This window comes from Dyella sp. (assembly GCF_036746095.1).
Taxonomy (GTDB): Bacteria; Pseudomonadota; Gammaproteobacteria; order Xanthomonadales; family Rhodanobacteraceae; genus Dyella_B.
Window position 1 is genome coordinate 140,990 of the sequence record NZ_DAIOEU010000002.1, and the last position, 15,879, is coordinate 156,868.

Genomic DNA, 15,879 nt, shown 5'->3' on the forward strand with positions numbered 1-15,879 from the left:
GACTAGTTAGTCGTTAGCAGCCCATCCGAAATCCTGAAGCAAGAAAGCCAATGCGCTCACTGCCAATTCCGCATCGCTCCGCGAGACGGCGCGAGTTCCGTGGCTCGCTGCAGCGTTGGCCTTTGCGCGAACGTGAAGCTGGCGTATCAAATTACCGGCATCGGCTTGTGCCTGCATCTTTTGATTCCCCAAGTAGCTCACCAACGGCCCAAGATCATTTTTGCCATCTGGATTGGACGCGGGATGTTTCGCGCTGATGATGTAACAAGCGGCGTTCCTGCAAGCATCAATCACAGCCTGAGGAGCCTGTATGGAAGCGGTTTCGACAACCGCCTCAATCGACGCCTGAACATCGTGCCGGCTGCCTGCCGGTATCTCCGAAACGATCAATTCAGGCAGCACGCCGAGATGTGTCTTCGACTTCAGCGTGACAAAGCAGCCCTCAAGGCCGATGCGCTCCGAAAGAACCACGATCCAGCGCGAGCTCGACCCACTATCTCCAAGGTCGACCTCGACACCCAGCTTGGGATGCACGCTCGCCGTGCGATAGGCGCGATTTACGTTGAAAACATTAGAAGGATTGCTCGTGTCCCGATTGGGGAAGCGCGACACGCAATCAGCAGGCCATGCGTTTTGATTGTGCCGCTCGAACAACCTGCCACGGCGGATTCGCGTGCTTGAATTGAAATAGTCCTCTAGAAATAGGCGGTCTTGTCCAAGCGATTCGCCGACAATTGCGAAAGGAAGGACGATCGGCTGGCCTTGGATGCGCCGCAGCCACGCCTGCGTGCCTTCATACCAGAGCCCCTGCGCTTCGGCGATGTACTGCGTCATGCCGCGTTGCTTACGTCGATCTTGCCGGTGACTGCGGCAGAGATTAAGGCTCTGCGACGTTCTCTGAGAAGGGTCATAGCAGTCTCGGCGTTCGCCCTTAGCGACAACCAACCATCATCTTTGGCTGCGAGGAATTTGGCGATTTTTCGCTGCTCACGGAGCGTTGGAAAGACGCCATGCACTTTCGTGAGATTTTGTATTGACAGCCTTGGCAGGCCCGCCCCCTTCACGTAACTATCCACCTGCTGTCGGACTACAAACGACTGACAAAGGTAGTGAAGGAAGAGACTATCAAGCAAATTCGCATCTGGACGAATGATGATCAGTGATGAGGCGACAACGAAATCCCGCTCCTCATCAACGACAACGGTCCGACCAATCGTTCCATCTTTACTGAACAAAACGTCGCCACACTGTGGCTTACAGCCAGTCCGGACAAGATATTCATAGCTGGATGCCGACGTCTTCAGAGCCCCATAGAAATCGATTCCGTCGTTGGCTAAATCTTTTGTGGAGACAAAATCAAAGATTCCACCGTCCGTTTCTGGCGATATGTGCGCTCCGTCAGTAATGACCACGGTGTAGCGTTTGATTGCACAAACGCTCCAACTGATCGGCACTTCCCCCAGCCAGGGGATGCCGGAGTCCTTCATAGGGGCGTTGGGATCGAGACCGCGGGTAACGGCGTAGGAGATGGTGGCTTGACGCTTTTCGGCTAGCAGCACAAGCAACTTTTCCTGTTCTGCGATCAGGGCGTCGATCTTGGCAGTTTCGCGGTCGAGGAAGCTGGCGATGGCGGCTTGCTCATCAAACGGAGGAAACGGCAATTCGATGTTGTCCAGCGCGTATTGCCCCAATCCAACTCGCGTCAACCCGTTCGCTGCAACCGCGAATTTAGCCTTAGCGTAGACCGAATCGAATAGTCTCTTGACGAACGAGCCGGCAATTCCAGCCCGTGGGCGAACTATGGACAAGTGGTAACCGCAGACAACACCTGGCAAATCATTTGGCACATATGCCGCAACTGCAATGTCGTCTGCCGTCTCCGAGTCCTTCGTGATGATGGTGTCGCCGGCCTTCAGCGTAAACTTGGCAATCTGGTCTTCCGATGCGGTCGCCTCCAAGAATGACATGGCAGAGGTGATTCGCTCGTTGTAGTAGACGTCGGTGTAGTTGCAAAGCCGAATCGCGGACTCCTCGTCCCGTGAGTGCTTATCAACATTGCTCGGGAAAACCGTGCAAACGTACTTGAGCCGTTGCACCTGCCAGTGCCAAGGAATAGGCCCAAGCCAAGTTACGCCGATGTCCCTGTACTCCCCGTACCTCGGCAAACTCATTGCGCCAGCTCCCCCAGCATCGCCATGATCCGCGCCGAGACAGCCTTCAATTCCTCATCAATCTCATGCAGCGAGCGCGGTGGCTCGAACACGTAGAAGTGGCGATTGAACGGGATCTCGTAGCCGACCTTGCTCTTGGACTCATCGATCCAGGCGTCAGGAGCGTGCGGCAGCACTTCGCGTTCGAAGTAGGCCTGGATGTTCTCGCCCAGCGGCACGTTTTCGGTGTCGCGCAGATTGCTGTCCGCTTGCGGCTGGCCCTTCTGTTTGCCCTTCTGATTCAGCACCACCTTGCCCTGCTCGTCGCGCAGCGGGCGCTCAATGGTGATGGTGGTGTAGCCGAATTCTTCATTGCGGAAGATGCGCGCAAGCGGAGCCACCTTCACCTTGCCCCCGGGCGGCGGCTCAGGTGCGAATTCGGCGGCGGCGATGATCTTTCGCTTGACTTTCTTGCCGTCGGCGTTGAAGACGGTGGCCACGTCCGCCTCATGGAACTCGCCGAACAGCCTGGTGATGGCATTGATGTGCTCATCGCTCATCTCCTTGCGCTTGGAGCCAAGGCTCTTGCGCATCTTCTGCCAGAAGCTGCCTGCATCGATGAGTTGCACGTAACCCTTACGGTCGTGTTCCTTCTTGTTGGAGACCACCCACACGTAGGTGGCGATGCCGGTGTTGTAGAACATGTCGGTGGGCAGGGCGACGATGGCCTCCACCAGATCGTTTTCCAGCAGGTAGCGTCGGATCTCGCTCTCGCCGCTGCCGGCCCCGCCGGTAAACAGTGGCGAGCCGTTGAGCACGATGCCGAAGCGGCTGCCGCCATCCACCGCCGGGCGCATCTTGGACACCAGGTGCAGCAGGAACAACATGGAGCCGTCGGACACACGCGGCAGGCCGGGACCGAAGCGGCCGTCGAAGCCCTTCTCCTCGTGCTCTTTGCGCACCACCTTCTCGACCTTTTTCCACTCCACGCCGAACGGCGGGTTGGACAGCATGTAGTCGAACTTACGTGCCGCGTGGCCATCGTCGCTGAGCGTGTTACCGGGCACCAGGTTGGTGACCTTCTCTCCACGGATCAGCATGTCCGCTTTGCAGATGGCGTAGGACTCGTCGTTGAGCTCCTGGCCGAACAGCGACAGACGCGCGTTCGGATTGTGGTCGCGCAGAAACTCCGCAGCCACCGAGAGCATGCCGCCGGTGCCGGCGGTGGGGTCGTAGATGGTGCGCACCACGTTGTTGCCAGGCGTGAGCACCTCGTCGTCCTCAATGAAGATGAGGTTGACCATCAGCCGGATGACTTCGCGCGGCGTGAAATGCTCACCGGCGGTTTCGTTAGACAACTCGGCGAACTTGCGGATCAGCTCCTCGAACACCAGACCCATCTGCACATTGTCCACCTGGTCCGGGTGCAGGTCGACGTTGGCGAACTTTTCGGTGACGAGGTACAGGAGGTCGGCTTTGGCCAGTCGATTGACCTGGATGGCGAAGTCGAAGCGCTCGAAGATCTCGCGAACCTCCGGCGAGAAGCCCTGCACGTAGCTGATGAGGTTGGACTCGATATGATCCTGGTCGCCCATGAGCCTGGACAGGTCCAGCGTGGAGGTGTTGTAGAACTTCACATCCGACACGCGCCGCAGGAACGGATCCGGATCCAACCCGGCCGCTTCGCGCTTGGCCTTCTCCGCCAGCACCTTGGGCTTGCTGGCCTCAAGTACGCAGTCGAGTCGACGCAGCACGGTAAATGGCAAGATCACCCGGCCGTATTCGGATTGCTTGTAGTCGCCGCGCAACAAGTCGGCGACGGACCAGATGAGGGCAGAAAGAAAGGTTTGGTTCATTCGCTGTGGCTTGTCTGAAATGGCCTGCACCGGAAGGAAGGTACACAGATACCGCAGCCTTGACGATAGGCGTTCAGCAGGTCTTGCAAGATACTCATTGGCTCTCCCTCTGCGCGTCGTTGGCGCAGACGGTGAGTTTATCGCAGGCGTGGGGGTCGCTTTGTATGGGCGCAACGCCCCCACTCATGCAGGTGGTTGAACAAGCAAAAAGATTGTCTTCGGCTTCATGGCTGTATCCAATGCCGAAAGCTCATCACGGGAGAATTCAGTCCTGACGCCTTGCCCCGAAGTGGCCGCTCATGGTCCACACCGTCGAGATGTGTTTCTTGAACTCCCCTCCAAGCTTGAAACCAACACCTTCAATCGCAGCCGTCAGATTGGCGTTGACTTGATAGTCCTCCTCGTAATTGAGGGTGAGCGAAAACACATCCAGTCCATGATCCAGCCGCAACTTGGCAACCGCTTGCCACATGGATTCATGCGGGAACCAAATGGGACCGCTGATCATGACCGGCGTGTCACTGCCTCTCAACGAGGCGTGAAACAGCAGATTTTCGCCAGTGCGCGCATGGGCAGAGGCTGATGCACCGATTTGGCCGTTGCCAACACTGGGCGGGATAGGTACCGACATCTCACTGGCAAAATCGCGCGCCCATCCCTTGATGTGCTGGACATTAATTTCATTCGCGCCGAGCGCCCCCAGCAGCAAGAGCGCTTCGCTGAACTTGTGTTCAAACACGTACCGATGAAAGGACGCCACGGGGTAATACAAGAGTCGATTGGCCGGGTGCTGCATGTAGACCACCTTGGCCTGCGGGTGGCCGGGAGGGAAAAGCAGCCCTTTTGCCTCCTGAAAACCCACCATCTGCACATTCAGCCCTTCCGACAACGCACGCCTGCGTGCCACCACAACGGATCGAATGGCGATTTCTCCCAGGCTGACCACGCCGAAGCCAAAAGAAGCTTTTGCGGCTGTCATTGCCGCCGTCACCGCCATGTTCTTCACCGCATCAAGAAACGTGGCTTCCTCGGTTTCACTCTGCGGAACGCCAACGCGCTTCTCCGCCTCGACCACGGCATCCGGAACCACCGTGATCAACATGCTCAGTTGTTCCATCTGCCTATTGTTCCCCCTGTTTTCGCCAAGCGCCCATCATGCGTTCGAATGAGTGCTTTCCAAGTATTTGACCAAACCAAGCAACGCAAACCCGTACACCACCACAGCACCAATGACCTTGAACATGTCGAGCTCCTAATGGACCGGTGCCCACCGTGGGCGTCGGTCATTGAAGCCTGAAGATGGAAGCTCTCATAGGCTGAGATTGTTCCCTACGCCACCAGGATGATCAAAGAAGTCGCCACGACGGAAACAAGTCACGCGGCATCTGCCCGTACTGCCCCCAAAGGCCGGCCCTCAGTTAGAGACAAAAGCGCCTCACGGGCAGCCTGTATAGCCGCAACCTGCTGCTGGATATCCCCCAATTGCGCGACTTGTCCCGCCAGAAGCACGTGAAATTGAGCCAGTTGTGGCGCAAAGGCCTCAATAACTTTCTCCCGCACACTGAGGTAGTCGTAAACGGACTGAAAATGCAGTTTGACCAAGTTGGTCAACTCGGCCTTGATCGCCGCCAACTCCTTCTCCGCCTGATGGCCCCGCAAAGCACTGACGGCATCGCCAAGCAATTGCAACCCTGCACCGACGGGGCCGGCAAACTTCGCGATGTTGTTGGCGTATTTGGCCGCCTCCCAAGGCTTGAACTTGATTACCCAACCCGTCACGTTACTCAGCGCATCGCGCGCCGCGAATATGCCTGCCTTGATGGTCGCCGGAGGGAGCTTACCTAGCGCACCTAGCGCTTTGCTCGATCCGGAGAGCGTCGAGGAAGTCAAGCTATTCAATACCTCGGAGGTACTGGACAGCGTATGGTCGACGCTTGCCTGTACTCCCTCAAGGATCTTCAGCGACCGCTGGGAGCACTGTTGAACCTTACGCTCAATGCGAGCGCGCAATCGGAATCCAGCATCTGGAGCGTTGAGGCCGATCTCGTCCTCGACAAATCCTGCTATATCCTCGCGCTCCAGTGCGCGAATCCGCGCCAGCAGCTTGCTTTCCATCGCCCACAGTTCTTCTTCCAATCTCGCCACCGCGTCGAGAACATCCCGCTCGCCAGCGGCAACGTCTTTCTGCAGACGTTCGATCTCGCGGCCCAATGCGGCCGCCAACTCATCGGAGTTCTTCTGGCCACTGGCGATGCTGTCCAGCCGTCGCCTAACGATATCTTGCAGAACGCTCGCGCCGGCCTTGCGCAGCAATACGTCGCGCGACCCTGTGGCCAGGACGGCAGCCGCCAACTGACGAAGGTGGCCAATGCGTGACCGGTGCTCGTACAGGTTTTTCTCGTCGTCCCCAAGCCAGAATTCCATGGCGCGTCCACCAGGGTTGGCCGCCACACAAGCCACATGCAGCCTTCCAGCCTCCGCTTCGTTCAAATCAAGGTAACGGAACAGCTTCCCGATGATGGCATCACGTTTAATGAGCGCATGCTCCTCGAAATCGAGGCTGTTACGTAAATCGGCCACCTCGTCCATCTTGTTGATCACAAAGATAGTAGAGTCGAGCTTACCCAGGTCGCGCATGACCCAGCGTAATGCCTCACGATGACTGTCCTTGATCGGGTTAGTCGCATCAACCACATACAAGACGATATGCGCCTGGGCAATGAAGTCCCGCGTGACGTCGTCGTACCGCCTCACCCCCTCCGTCACCTTGTCACCGAATAGGCCAGGTGTATCGATAATCGTGACCTTTTGCTCTAAGCCGTCCACGTTGTAGTGCGCAAGCGCATCTGAAGATTCGTCGGCATCGATCTTCATATCGGGCATGACCTTGCCTAGCCAACCAGCGGCCACGCTGGTCTTGCCATCTGAAAAAGCCCCGAGTAAGGCAATACATAGCGTGTCGCCATCAATGGCAAGGCGCGCCTGACCAATTCGCTGGATGTCCTCTTCGACACCTGCTCCAGCTCCAAGCAAGTGCAAGGCCGCCTCAAGCCGGTCATAGCATCCAATGATCTCGGCCTTGCTAGCGTTATAACTGTCAAACTGACTCATGCAACGACTCCTGGATCGTTTCATAAAGAGACGCGACGCGGACACGATGCTGGCGAAGAATTTCGCCCGCACGAATTATCGCCGCAACTCGCGCCTTGAGGGGAGAGACGACTTGGGCGTCAACAATTTCGCGAATCGTGGTGCATTGATTCAGGACGCCGCGCTCCACTTCCAGGCGAACGCCCTCCTTGTACTCATCAAGCTTCGCGATAACTTCGCCCTGCACTTTGCGGATGCGCTTGTCGCGCATGATCCCGAAATACGTCAGCAGCTCGACGGCCAAACCCACCACGACTCCGATGGCCGCCCCAATTGCCATGGCGACGGGACCACCCTCCCACGTGATGCTCAATGCTGTGCTTACGTACCCGGCCACGCGTAACAAAGACTTGCCAAAATCATCAAGCTGGAAGTCGATGGTTTTCAGCACGCTGCCGATGGAGAGGCCTAGCCCGCTCACCGTCCCTCCCAAAGATGCAGAATGCAGAGCTTCAAGATCCTCTCGCATACGTTCCAGCTGATCTATAACGTCCTCTTGGAATCGGTTTAAGGCGCTGTGATTCCTGGCGCCAATCTCTTCCTGCAATTGGTCGAAACAGGTACTTGTCTCTTTCCTGATTGCCTTCTCGACCGTCTCCCTAGACTTGAAATCTCGCTCGACGATCTCGAAAACCTTGTCATTCAAGACTTCAAAGCTCGAGTCGACAGCCGTAAAGCAGCCCTGCAACGAAATTTCAAACCGGCCCAGCGCATCGTCGATACGCTTTGTAGTGGCATTGACCTTATCGCCAAACGTTCGCTCCAGATCAACAGTGCGGCGAATGTGCTCGTCGAGTTCCTGAAGCGTGTCGCGCAAATGGCGAAGGACCTTCCGGCGATTGGCAGCCGCGATCTCTCGCTGGAGACCGCCATCGCCATAGCTTTTCAGAAGTTCGCTCAATTGATCGATCTGACTGAAACGCCTCAACGCGCCGGCATCTTCAAACGCATCCAAGAGGCCTGCCTGTCCCCGTACCAGGTCCGCACGCTCAGGGACGAAGGTCGTCCCATTTTCGTGCCAAGCCATGGCGGACAGGGCCGCCATTCCCTGCAACGATATGGTCGGACGCACCACCTCGTCGCCAATGCACTGCCTCAGAACCGCCTCGGTGAGGCGCGCATTGGCTTCCATGTCTTTGTGGGTCTGGGCAAGCGAAACGCGGTCCTCGGGAAATTCGTAGGTATCCCCCTTGCCGCGAACGTTGCATATCGGATGCACGATGGTGTCGTGCCGCAGGTATCGGGCAATCTTCGCCGCTGTCTCCGCTTCCGGCTTCTTGTTTGTTCCGATCACGTAGAAAACCAGATGTGCCTCGGCCAGAGCAGAACGAATCAGCTCAGCATATCTAGCCTCATCGCCTTCGATCCCGGGCACGTCGAGCAACCGAAACCGCTCGCCGTGGTGCTCGAACTCATATGCAGCATTCGTCGTCGTAAAATCCGGGCGCCCCGTCCCTACGATGGCGCCGTCAATGCGCATGGTCGCCGCGACAGCCTCCTCCCATGAGGCTTTTCTATCAGCCAAGTTCTCCAGGTTCTGATTGAACTGCCGGACCAGTCGGCCGACATCCGACTGTACAGACGGCTCCCAATGTAGCGTGTTCATGGACGATTCCATGCCCCCAAGAGAACCGTCAGAACAACCGGAAGCCCAAACCAAGGCCAAGTGAGAGCCCCAGGATCAGACCAGCCAAACCACCCATCCAGAATCGCCGAGTAGCAGCCAAGACTGCGGAGCTTGCCACTCGCGCGGCTCGCTCATTCGCTGTCTGCGAGGCAGTCGCCAACGCACTCACGCGGCCCGACAACGCCAGGATTTGATCGGCAACTGTGGAACCAAGATTGTGCAACTCAGCGGTAAGCTCTTCACGTCCTTTCAGGAAAATGGCTTTGAGTTCATTCGACGTCGCGACGTTGGCATCCATAGATTGCCGGCGCCCCTTCTCGTTGAAGAGAATGCGCAAGGTTTCGATGATGGTGCTCTTGCCAGCATTGGTTTCCCCAAAGAAGGCAATGGTGAATTTCTCCCATTCGGCATGGCGGTCCAGATGTCCCATGTCGTCGTCAAAGCGGTCGTTTAGCGCAGTCAGGCTCTCCCGCACCTCAGCTAGGTACCTATTACCCTCTTCATCGTCGATCTTGATCTCCGAAAGATCGGTCAAGGCGCTCGATAATGACTTTCGTGCTTGCTTGTACAGTTGAGACACGTCGTTGGATTCAGTCATAAAATGGTCAATTATTGAACTCGGATCAAACCCGAACAAAGGGGCCAGAGAGTAGATCGCCCAATGCGTTGCGAGCCTTCTCATTGATGATTAGACCTGGCGCAGTGAATGGACTGATATCTGCGCGTGTAGAGGCTTTTTGCGGGCGTCCTCTTCCAGAATCACAAGCTTTGGCCGCATCGCCCAATGAAGCGGTTGTCCATTGAAATCACCCTCAAATTGCTTCCAGAAAGCGACGTGCTTATCGTCATGTCACGTGCTTCGGAGGAAAAGGAGATCTCTCAGATCACTCCCCAATGAGCTTCTCAAAAGGCGGAAGATTACTGGAGATTTTTTGCTCCTCCCCATAACCAACCTTGAGCTTCTCCAAAGCCTTTTCGTATTTCAGCAACCGAAGCTCAAGCTCCCCAGCCTCTGGACTGTCATCCGCCTCCAGCTGCTTCGCGAGATCATTGATCATCGCATCCACTGCCTGGATGGCCATCCGAAGCGTTACGCCATCAATCTCAGCCATACCGATGCCTCTACGCCTTTACGCCACGACGAGATAATTCTACCGACCGCGCTACAGCGCTACGGGCAAAGTTTTCCAGCGCTCCCTCCATAGCATCCTTTCTCATGGGCGCCTTGGCCTCGATCTGATAGTGAGTCGCCTTGAGCCGCTTGTTGTAACCCGTATTTGCAACGATGAGCGAAGCCGGTATCGACGTGCCTTCCGGAATGGGAAAAGACAACCAGCCTGACTTGGTAAACACGCCAGATCGATCGAATAGCGACGTCCCCTGCCCGGTTCCCACCCACTCGACGTTCTTTACGAGGTAGACCTGGATGTCTGCTTCACGGACGCCGCCATTGGGCAACGGTCTGTCGTAGAAGTCGGGATGAAGTACTCCGGGGGCGGCCTCATCCTCGATCATCACACCATCGGGAAATTGTTCGATGCGGCATGATCTGTAGAGATTCAAAGCTGTCGTTTCTGTCATGCAAACACTCCTTCGTAGCTGGGGCAAGTTAAAACGGTTCAGCGCAATGATTCGTCCAATGTCCTAAGTCTGAGCGGCGACTCAATATGGCCGTGTAGATGTGCATGGCGGTGTTGGGATTGTCATCCCAGCCTACAGTGCTGCCGAATGGTCGTTGGTGATTGCCAGCTCCATGATGGCGGAGATCAAGAACATTCTTTCTATGAGCGGCGATAGCGTTTCGCCGTTTCGTATCGGATGCCTGCTTTGATCTCGTTGAGCCATTGCATGTTGCCCAGCTTGTAGGCCATGCCGGGTGCAATGTCGTTCAACGCGATTCGCATGTCCTCGGCATGGGAACCAAACTCCCTGAAGGGATCCACCTTCGCCGTCTGCTTTGCCATATCCCCTGTCCATGATTTGCTGGCTTGAGCGCCTTGGGCGCTTCGCGAAACCTATACGAATTGCGGGGCAGCGGCAACTTGCTAATTCATCTACCGGCCCGTGAGAGAGGGCATGGATATGCTCGGCTGTAGGAGCAAAGAATCCAGTTCAGTACGCTGTGCGAAGCACTCAAAGCCTTTTATGTCGTGTGCTACGCACGTCATTTTTTACTGGATTCCCGCCTTCGCCGGAATGACGAGCGCGGGCGCCTGGCGTCTTGCGTATCCTCAGCTTTGGAGCATGGCTTTCCAGCCAACCACATCGAAAAATGGCATGCCTTTTTGAGGCCACTGCATCTTTCAGCCACAAAAAAACCCGCCAACCGGCGGGTTTCTTCTTTTCGCTACCGAACCCGTATGAGGATTCCGCAGCCTTCGATTGGTGCCCAAGGGGGGACTCGAACCCCCACGACTTGCGTCGCTACCACCTCAAGGTAGTGCGTCTACCAATTCCGCCACCTGGGCTAGTGTTTCGATTTTTACTTCTTGCTCGTTGCTGCTGCCGGGGCCGTGGGGGCGGGGACTTCGCCCTGCTGTGCCTTGGCCGGGGCGGGCTGGGCCGCTGGGACCTCACCGTTACCAGCGGGTGCCGCTGCCGGCACTTCAGCCTTTGGCTGGGCCGCGGGCTGCGCATTTTGCGGTTTGGCGGGTTGGTTGCCAAGACCTGCCATCACGCCGAGGCTGTTGTTGGCCTGCTGCTGGCGGATGACGCCGCCGTTGGCCTTCAAGTAGATGCCCATGCCGATGCTGAGCGCGAAGAACAGCGCGGCGAGCACGGCGGTGGAACGCGACAGGAAGTTGGCCGAACCGCGGGCGCCGAATACGGTGGCCGATGCGCCGGCACCAAAGCCGGAACCTGCTTCGGCGCCTGCACCGCGCTGCATAAGGATCAGCACGATCATCGCTGCAGCGATCAGGATGTAGAACACGCTGAAGATGACGAACATGAGGTCTCGCGTAGGGTTCGGTGTTGCTCAGTGGGCGACGTTGCAGATGGCGAGGAATTCGGAGGCAACGAGCGATGCACCGCCAATCAACCCCCCATCCACGTCCGGCTGCGCAAACAGTTCTGCTGCATTGGCCGCTTTGACGCTGCCGCCATAAAGCAGCCGGGTCAGACGGGCAATCATAGCATCCTCCTGCGCCAATTGGCTACGGATGAAGGCGTGCACTTCCTGCGCTTGCTGGGGGGTGGCGGTCTTGCCGGTGCCGATCGCCCAGACCGGTTCGTAGGAAATCAAGGCAGTGCCGAACGCCTGGATGCCATTGAGCGTCAGCACGGCGTGCAACTGCTGATGGATCACATCCATGGTGTCCCCCGCTTCGCGCTGGTGCAGGGTCTCGCCCACGCACAGCACGGGGGTGAGCCCGGCAGCGAGCACGGCGGCGAACTTGCGCGCCACCTTTTCATTGCTTTCGCTGTGATGGTGGCGGCGCTCGGAATGCCCCACCAGCGCCCAGCGGCAGCCGACGTCGGCCACCATCTGGGCGGATATCTCGCCGGTGTACGGCCCCTGCCCCTGGTGCTCGCTGACGTCCTGCGCGCCGAAGCCAATACCGGAGGTGCCGTACTTGTCGACCAGTTGGGCCAGATAGGGATACGGGGGCAGGATCAGCACTTCAGTGTCGCTTCCGGACGTGCCCTTGACGATGTCGTCCATCAGGGCATCTGCCATCGAACGGCTGCCATGCATTTTCCAGTTAGCGGCGACGAGTTTTTTACGCATGTCCGCATCCGTTACAAATGAAAGCTGGCAAGCTTAACGAGCACCCAGGGGCACGGCAACGCGCGTGCTGAATGCATTTTTATTTATATCGATCCAGCAGGGAATGATGATGACAAAAGCTCGTCCGCTTAGCTTGATTACCGGCGCATCGGCCGGCATTGGCGCCGCCTTCGCCCGCGCGCTTGCTGCGCGTGCACATGACGTGGTGCTGACAGCACGCCGCACGGATCGCCTGGAAGCCTTGGCGGATGAGTTGCGCAGTCAACACGGCGTGAATGCAACAGTGCTGACCAACGACCTTGCCGATCCACACGGTGTTGAGCAGCTTTGCGCGGCGCTGGACGAACATGGCTTGCAAGTGGATTGGCTGATCAACAACGCCGGCTACGGCGTGCCCGGGCGTTTCGACCAGAACGATTGGCCGGTGCATGCGGATTTCCTGCGCGTGCTGGTAACCGCGCCGACGGAATTGGCGTGGCGTTTGATTGGCGGCATGCGCGAGCGCCGCTATGGGCGCATCGTAAATGTGGCTTCGCTGGCAGGGCATGTGCCGGGCAGCGCGGGACATACGCTGTATGCGGCGAGCAAGGCGTACATGATCAAGTTTTCGCAATCGCTGGCGTTGGAGAATTCGGGTGTCGGCGTGAATGTTTGCGCACTGTGCCCCGGGTTTACGTATTCGGAGTTTCACGATGTGACGGGCACGCGTGCATTGGTGAGCAAGATGCCAAGCTTCATGTGGCAGCATGCGGATGATGTGGTGCGGGAAGGGATTGACGCGGTGGAGCATGGCGAGGCCGTGCATGTGACGGGGCGCTTCAATCGCACGGTGAAGGGTTTGTTCAAGCTGATGCCGGATCGGATGGCCTTGCGGATGTCGGCGAAGCAGTCGAAGCGGTATCGGGCGCAGGGGGCGGAGTGATTGCTGCTTGACGTGCAGGTTGCGTTGTCGTCATTCCGGCGAAGCCCGGACCTAGCGCGAAGCGGAGAACATCCGAAGGATGGCCCCGAAGGGGGAGCGAAGCGAATCATCCAGTTTAAATACGCTGCGCAAAGCACCCATAACCTTATTATGTCGCGTGCTTCGCACGGCATGTTTGACTAGATTCCGGCCTTCGCCGGAATGACGGTAAGGGAATGGCGAGATTGTTGCGAGGTTGTTTCACTTCAGCCCGCCCCTTCCCTACTCCACGTAGGGGAGGGAGTAGATCCGGCACGTGTTACGGGGCTCCACCACCGATCCAATGCGCAAGCAGGAAGGCGGTGGCTGAGGCGAGGCCGCCGATCAGCACCGTTTGCAGCGCACTGCGCCAGCCGCTTACGCCGGTGAAGTGGCTCTTGGCTGCGCCGAATATCGCCAGCGCGATGCCGGTGCACACGATCGATACCAGCAGTGCCGGTTTCAATTGCGCGATCAACATGTACGGCACCAGCGGAACAAGGCCGCCGACGATGTACGCGCCGCCGATGGTAAGTGCGCTGCGCAAGGCGCGGCCGGGTTCGGGGGTTTCCAGACCGAGTTCGAAGCGCATCATGAAATCGACCCAGGCTTCGTGATCGTTGCGGAAGTGTTCGAGGATGGGTTCGCACGCGTCGCGGTGAAGGCCGTAGCCTTTGAATATCTCGACGATTTCGCGCTCTTCTTCGCGTTGCAGGTTGCGCACCTCGTGCAATTCGCGGCGGCGTTCTGAGTGATAGTGGTCGGCTTCGCTGCGTGCGGCGAGGTACCCCCCCAGGCCCATGGCGATGGCGCCGGCGGCGATTTCGGCGACGCCGGCAACGACCACGACGCGGCTGGCGACATTGGCTGCCGAAAGGCCCGCCGCCAGCGCAAACGGCACGGTAAGGCCATCGGCCATGCCGAGCACGATGTCGCGGACGGTGTCGGAGGCGGCGAAGTGGCGCTCGGTATGGGGATGGCGATGGCTGGCGGACATGCGGAGGGCTCCCGGATAGCGCAGAGACTTTAGCGGGTTGTGCGCAAGGGGCCGGCAATGAGACGTACACGCATTGGCTTTTGCGGTGCGTGCTGCGCTGTTGGTGCAAGCGTGCGTTTCACATCGCGAAAGGCTAGCCCTCCCCCCTTGCAGAGCCTGCCCAGGACTTGATCCGGGGAGGATTTGAGTGCGGTGCGAGCGAAGCGAGCAGCGTTGGCGTCCCTGGTTGCCACACGAGTGCTGAATTGGCTATGCGCTAACGCACAAGCAACCCCATTCTGGCCCTTCCCTACTACCGTAGGGAAAGGGGAAATGCAGCGCATGTGTTAGTACGTACCTTCAGATCAACTTGATCTCGCGCAACCGCTGCATGAGGTATTCGTGCGAATTGATCGACGTGTCGTAGCGGCTGGGATTATCGGCCGTCACGCACTGCGGCAGCGGATCCAGCACCACATCCGGATTGGGATGCAGGAAATACGGCACCGAGTAGCGCGGCTTGCGCGCGTTGGCGTTCTGCGGGTTCACCACGCGGTGCGTCGTGGAGGGATACACGTGGTTGGTCAAACGCTGCAGCATGTCGCCGATGTTCACCACGATGGCGTCGCCTTCGGTGGTGATGGGTAGCCACTTGCCTTCGCGGGTAAACACTTCCAGGCCTTCGGCGCTGGCGCCGACCAGCAGGGTGATGAAGTTGATGTCTTCGTGGGCGCCCGCGCGTACGTTGGGGATGTTTTCTTCGGTGATGGGCGGGTAATGGATCGGCCGCAGGATGGAATTGCCTTGGTCGATCTTGTCCTCGAAGTAGTTTTCCGGCAGTTCGATGTGCAAGGCCAGCGCACGCAGCACGCGGCTGCCAAGCAGGTCCAGCGCCTGGAACAACGCATAGCCGTATTCGCGAAAACCGGGCACCTCAGCCGGCCACAGGTTGGGCGGCATGAACTCGGCGAACCGCGAATGGCGGTCGATTTCCCGACCGATATGCCAGAACTCTTTCAGGTCGGGATAACGGCTGTCCTTCGCCGTTTCGATCTTGAACGGCGTGTAGCCGCGCGCGCCGCCGGAGCCCGGCACGTGGTACTTCATCTTGGTTTCAGCGGGCAGCGCAAAGAAGCGCTGGAAAGCATCGTAGGCGCCGTCGATCAGTTGCGGCGCAATGCCGTGGCCGCTGATGCAGCAAAAGCCGAATTCGCGATAGGCCGCGCCGAGTTCGGCGACGAAGGCCGCGCGATCGGTGTCGTAGCGGCGAATGTCGAGGGTGGGAACGTTTTTGGCAGGTGTGCGGGCAGATGTGTCCATGCAGGTTGTCCAGATAGGCGTACGGTCTATTTGTGTCCGCCACCGCAGGGGCGGTGCACGTCGGGCCTCAGAAGCCTGTCTGGCGTATGCAGACAGGCTCCACTCCATGGCGACCTGGCATCTGTTCGCA

Annotated in this window: 15 protein-coding genes and 1 tRNA gene; 1 reads left to right on the top strand and 15 read right to left on the bottom strand. The window is 58.2% G+C overall.

The annotated features are described in order from the left end of the window. Positions 1-6 precede the first annotated feature (6 nt). The 13 genes from V7M64_RS01705 to tpiA all read right to left on the bottom strand — a co-directional run bounded on the left by V7M64_RS01705 (position 7) and on the right by tpiA (position 12,513). Positions 7-834: a hypothetical protein gene (locus V7M64_RS01705; protein ID WP_333676592.1), complete on the bottom strand. Its 828-nt coding sequence runs from the start codon at positions 832-834 to the stop codon at positions 7-9. After that, positions 831-2,171: a restriction endonuclease subunit S gene (locus V7M64_RS01710; RefSeq protein ID WP_333676593.1), complete on the bottom strand. Its 1,341-nt coding sequence runs from the start codon at positions 2,169-2,171 to the stop codon at positions 831-833. Before V7M64_RS01710 ends, V7M64_RS01705 begins: the two co-directional genes overlap by 4 nt. Then, positions 2,168-4,006: a class I SAM-dependent DNA methyltransferase gene (locus V7M64_RS01715; RefSeq protein WP_333676594.1), complete on the bottom strand. Its 1,839-nt coding sequence runs from the start codon at positions 4,004-4,006 to the stop codon at positions 2,168-2,170. The genes V7M64_RS01710 and V7M64_RS01715 overlap by 4 nt, the downstream gene beginning before the upstream one ends. A gap of 265 nt (positions 4,007-4,271) precedes the next feature. After that, on the bottom strand, positions 4,272-5,108 hold the full coding sequence (locus V7M64_RS01720) for a hypothetical protein (protein ID WP_333676595.1): 837 nt from the start codon (positions 5,106-5,108) through the stop codon (positions 4,272-4,274). A gap of 272 nt (positions 5,109-5,380) precedes the next feature. Then, positions 5,381-7,117 (bottom strand): LeoA/HP0731 family dynamin-like GTPase, encoded by a 1,737-nt coding sequence (locus V7M64_RS01725; RefSeq protein ID WP_333676596.1) that lies wholly within the window; start codon positions 7,115-7,117, stop codon positions 5,381-5,383. Continuing rightward, on the bottom strand, positions 7,104-8,762 hold the full coding sequence (locus tag V7M64_RS01730) for a GTPase (RefSeq protein WP_333676597.1): 1,659 nt from the start codon (positions 8,760-8,762) through the stop codon (positions 7,104-7,106). The genes V7M64_RS01725 and V7M64_RS01730 overlap by 14 nt, the downstream gene beginning before the upstream one ends. A gap of 28 nt (positions 8,763-8,790) precedes the next feature. Next, complete coding sequence (locus tag V7M64_RS01735) at positions 8,791-9,381, bottom strand: hypothetical protein (protein WP_333676598.1); 591 nt, start codon at positions 9,379-9,381, stop codon at positions 8,791-8,793. Positions 9,382-9,667: 286 nt separating this feature from the next. Further along, complete coding sequence (locus V7M64_RS01740; protein WP_333676599.1) at positions 9,668-9,895, bottom strand: hypothetical protein; 228 nt, start codon at positions 9,893-9,895, stop codon at positions 9,668-9,670. Positions 9,896-9,905: 10 nt separating this feature from the next. Further along, positions 9,906-10,364 (bottom strand): hypothetical protein, encoded by a 459-nt coding sequence (locus V7M64_RS01745; protein WP_333676600.1) that lies wholly within the window; start codon positions 10,362-10,364, stop codon positions 9,906-9,908. Positions 10,365-10,564: 200 nt separating this feature from the next. Further along, positions 10,565-10,747 (bottom strand): hypothetical protein, encoded by a 183-nt coding sequence (locus V7M64_RS01750; RefSeq protein WP_333676601.1) that lies wholly within the window; start codon positions 10,745-10,747, stop codon positions 10,565-10,567. 419 nt (positions 10,748-11,166) lie between these two features. Further along, positions 11,167-11,251 (bottom strand) — tRNA-Leu (locus tag V7M64_RS01755). 14 nt (positions 11,252-11,265) lie between these two features. Continuing rightward, positions 11,266-11,733, bottom strand: a complete 468-nt coding sequence (gene secG / locus V7M64_RS01760; protein WP_333676602.1) for a preprotein translocase subunit SecG — start codon at positions 11,731-11,733, stop codon at positions 11,266-11,268. 27 nt (positions 11,734-11,760) lie between these two features. Next, positions 11,761-12,513, bottom strand: a complete 753-nt coding sequence (gene tpiA / locus V7M64_RS01765; RefSeq protein ID WP_333676603.1) for a triose-phosphate isomerase — start codon at positions 12,511-12,513, stop codon at positions 11,761-11,763. A gap of 109 nt (positions 12,514-12,622) precedes the next feature. On the opposite strand from tpiA, the gene V7M64_RS01770 reads away from it, so the two are divergent. Next, complete coding sequence (locus V7M64_RS01770) at positions 12,623-13,435, top strand: SDR family oxidoreductase (protein ID WP_333676605.1); 813 nt, start codon at positions 12,623-12,625, stop codon at positions 13,433-13,435. A 298-nt stretch (positions 13,436-13,733) separates the two neighbouring features. Here V7M64_RS01770 and V7M64_RS01775 read toward each other — a convergent pair whose 3' ends face one another. Beyond that, complete coding sequence (locus V7M64_RS01775; RefSeq protein WP_333676607.1) at positions 13,734-14,450, bottom strand: VIT1/CCC1 transporter family protein; 717 nt, start codon at positions 14,448-14,450, stop codon at positions 13,734-13,736. Between the two features lie 339 nt (positions 14,451-14,789). Further along, positions 14,790-15,749 carry a 2-oxoglutarate and iron-dependent oxygenase domain-containing protein gene (locus tag V7M64_RS01780; RefSeq protein WP_333676609.1) on the bottom strand — a complete coding sequence of 320 codons (960 nt, stop codon included), beginning with the start codon at positions 15,747-15,749 and terminating at the stop codon, positions 14,790-14,792. Positions 15,750-15,879 lie beyond the last annotated feature (130 nt).

What these genes read in the sequence shown, in the direction of transcription:
- V7M64_RS01705 (WP_333676592.1), bottom strand. Translation starts at nt 834, where the DNA reads ATGACGCAGTACATCGCCGAAGCGCAGGGGCTCTGGTATGAAGGCACG.
- V7M64_RS01710 (WP_333676593.1), bottom strand. Translation starts at nt 2,171, where the DNA reads ATGAGTTTGCCGAGGTACGGGGAGTACAGGGACATCGGCGTAACTTGG.
- V7M64_RS01715 (WP_333676594.1), bottom strand. Translation starts at nt 4,006, where the DNA reads ATGAACCAAACCTTTCTTTCTGCCCTCATCTGGTCCGTCGCCGACTTG.
- V7M64_RS01720 (WP_333676595.1), bottom strand. Translation starts at nt 5,108, where the DNA reads ATGTTGATCACGGTGGTTCCGGATGCCGTGGTCGAGGCGGAGAAGCGC.
- V7M64_RS01725 (WP_333676596.1), bottom strand. Translation starts at nt 7,117, where the DNA reads ATGAGTCAGTTTGACAGTTATAACGCTAGCAAGGCCGAGATCATTGGA.
- V7M64_RS01730 (WP_333676597.1), bottom strand. Translation starts at nt 8,762, where the DNA reads ATGAACACGCTACATTGGGAGCCGTCTGTACAGTCGGATGTCGGCCGA.
- V7M64_RS01735 (WP_333676598.1), bottom strand. Translation starts at nt 9,381, where the DNA reads ATGACTGAATCCAACGACGTGTCTCAACTGTACAAGCAAGCACGAAAG.
- V7M64_RS01740 (WP_333676599.1), bottom strand. Translation starts at nt 9,895, where the DNA reads ATGGCTGAGATTGATGGCGTAACGCTTCGGATGGCCATCCAGGCAGTG.
- V7M64_RS01745 (WP_333676600.1), bottom strand. Translation starts at nt 10,364, where the DNA reads ATGACAGAAACGACAGCTTTGAATCTCTACAGATCATGCCGCATCGAA.
- V7M64_RS01750 (WP_333676601.1), bottom strand. Translation starts at nt 10,747, where the DNA reads ATGGCAAAGCAGACGGCGAAGGTGGATCCCTTCAGGGAGTTTGGTTCC.
- secG (WP_333676602.1), bottom strand. Translation starts at nt 11,733, where the DNA reads ATGTTCGTCATCTTCAGCGTGTTCTACATCCTGATCGCTGCAGCGATG.
- tpiA (WP_333676603.1), bottom strand. Translation starts at nt 12,513, where the DNA reads ATGCGTAAAAAACTCGTCGCCGCTAACTGGAAAATGCATGGCAGCCGT.
- V7M64_RS01770 (WP_333676605.1), top strand. Translation starts at nt 12,623, where the DNA reads ATGACAAAAGCTCGTCCGCTTAGCTTGATTACCGGCGCATCGGCCGGC.
- V7M64_RS01775 (WP_333676607.1), bottom strand. Translation starts at nt 14,450, where the DNA reads ATGTCCGCCAGCCATCGCCATCCCCATACCGAGCGCCACTTCGCCGCC.
- V7M64_RS01780 (WP_333676609.1), bottom strand. Translation starts at nt 15,749, where the DNA reads ATGGACACATCTGCCCGCACACCTGCCAAAAACGTTCCCACCCTCGAC.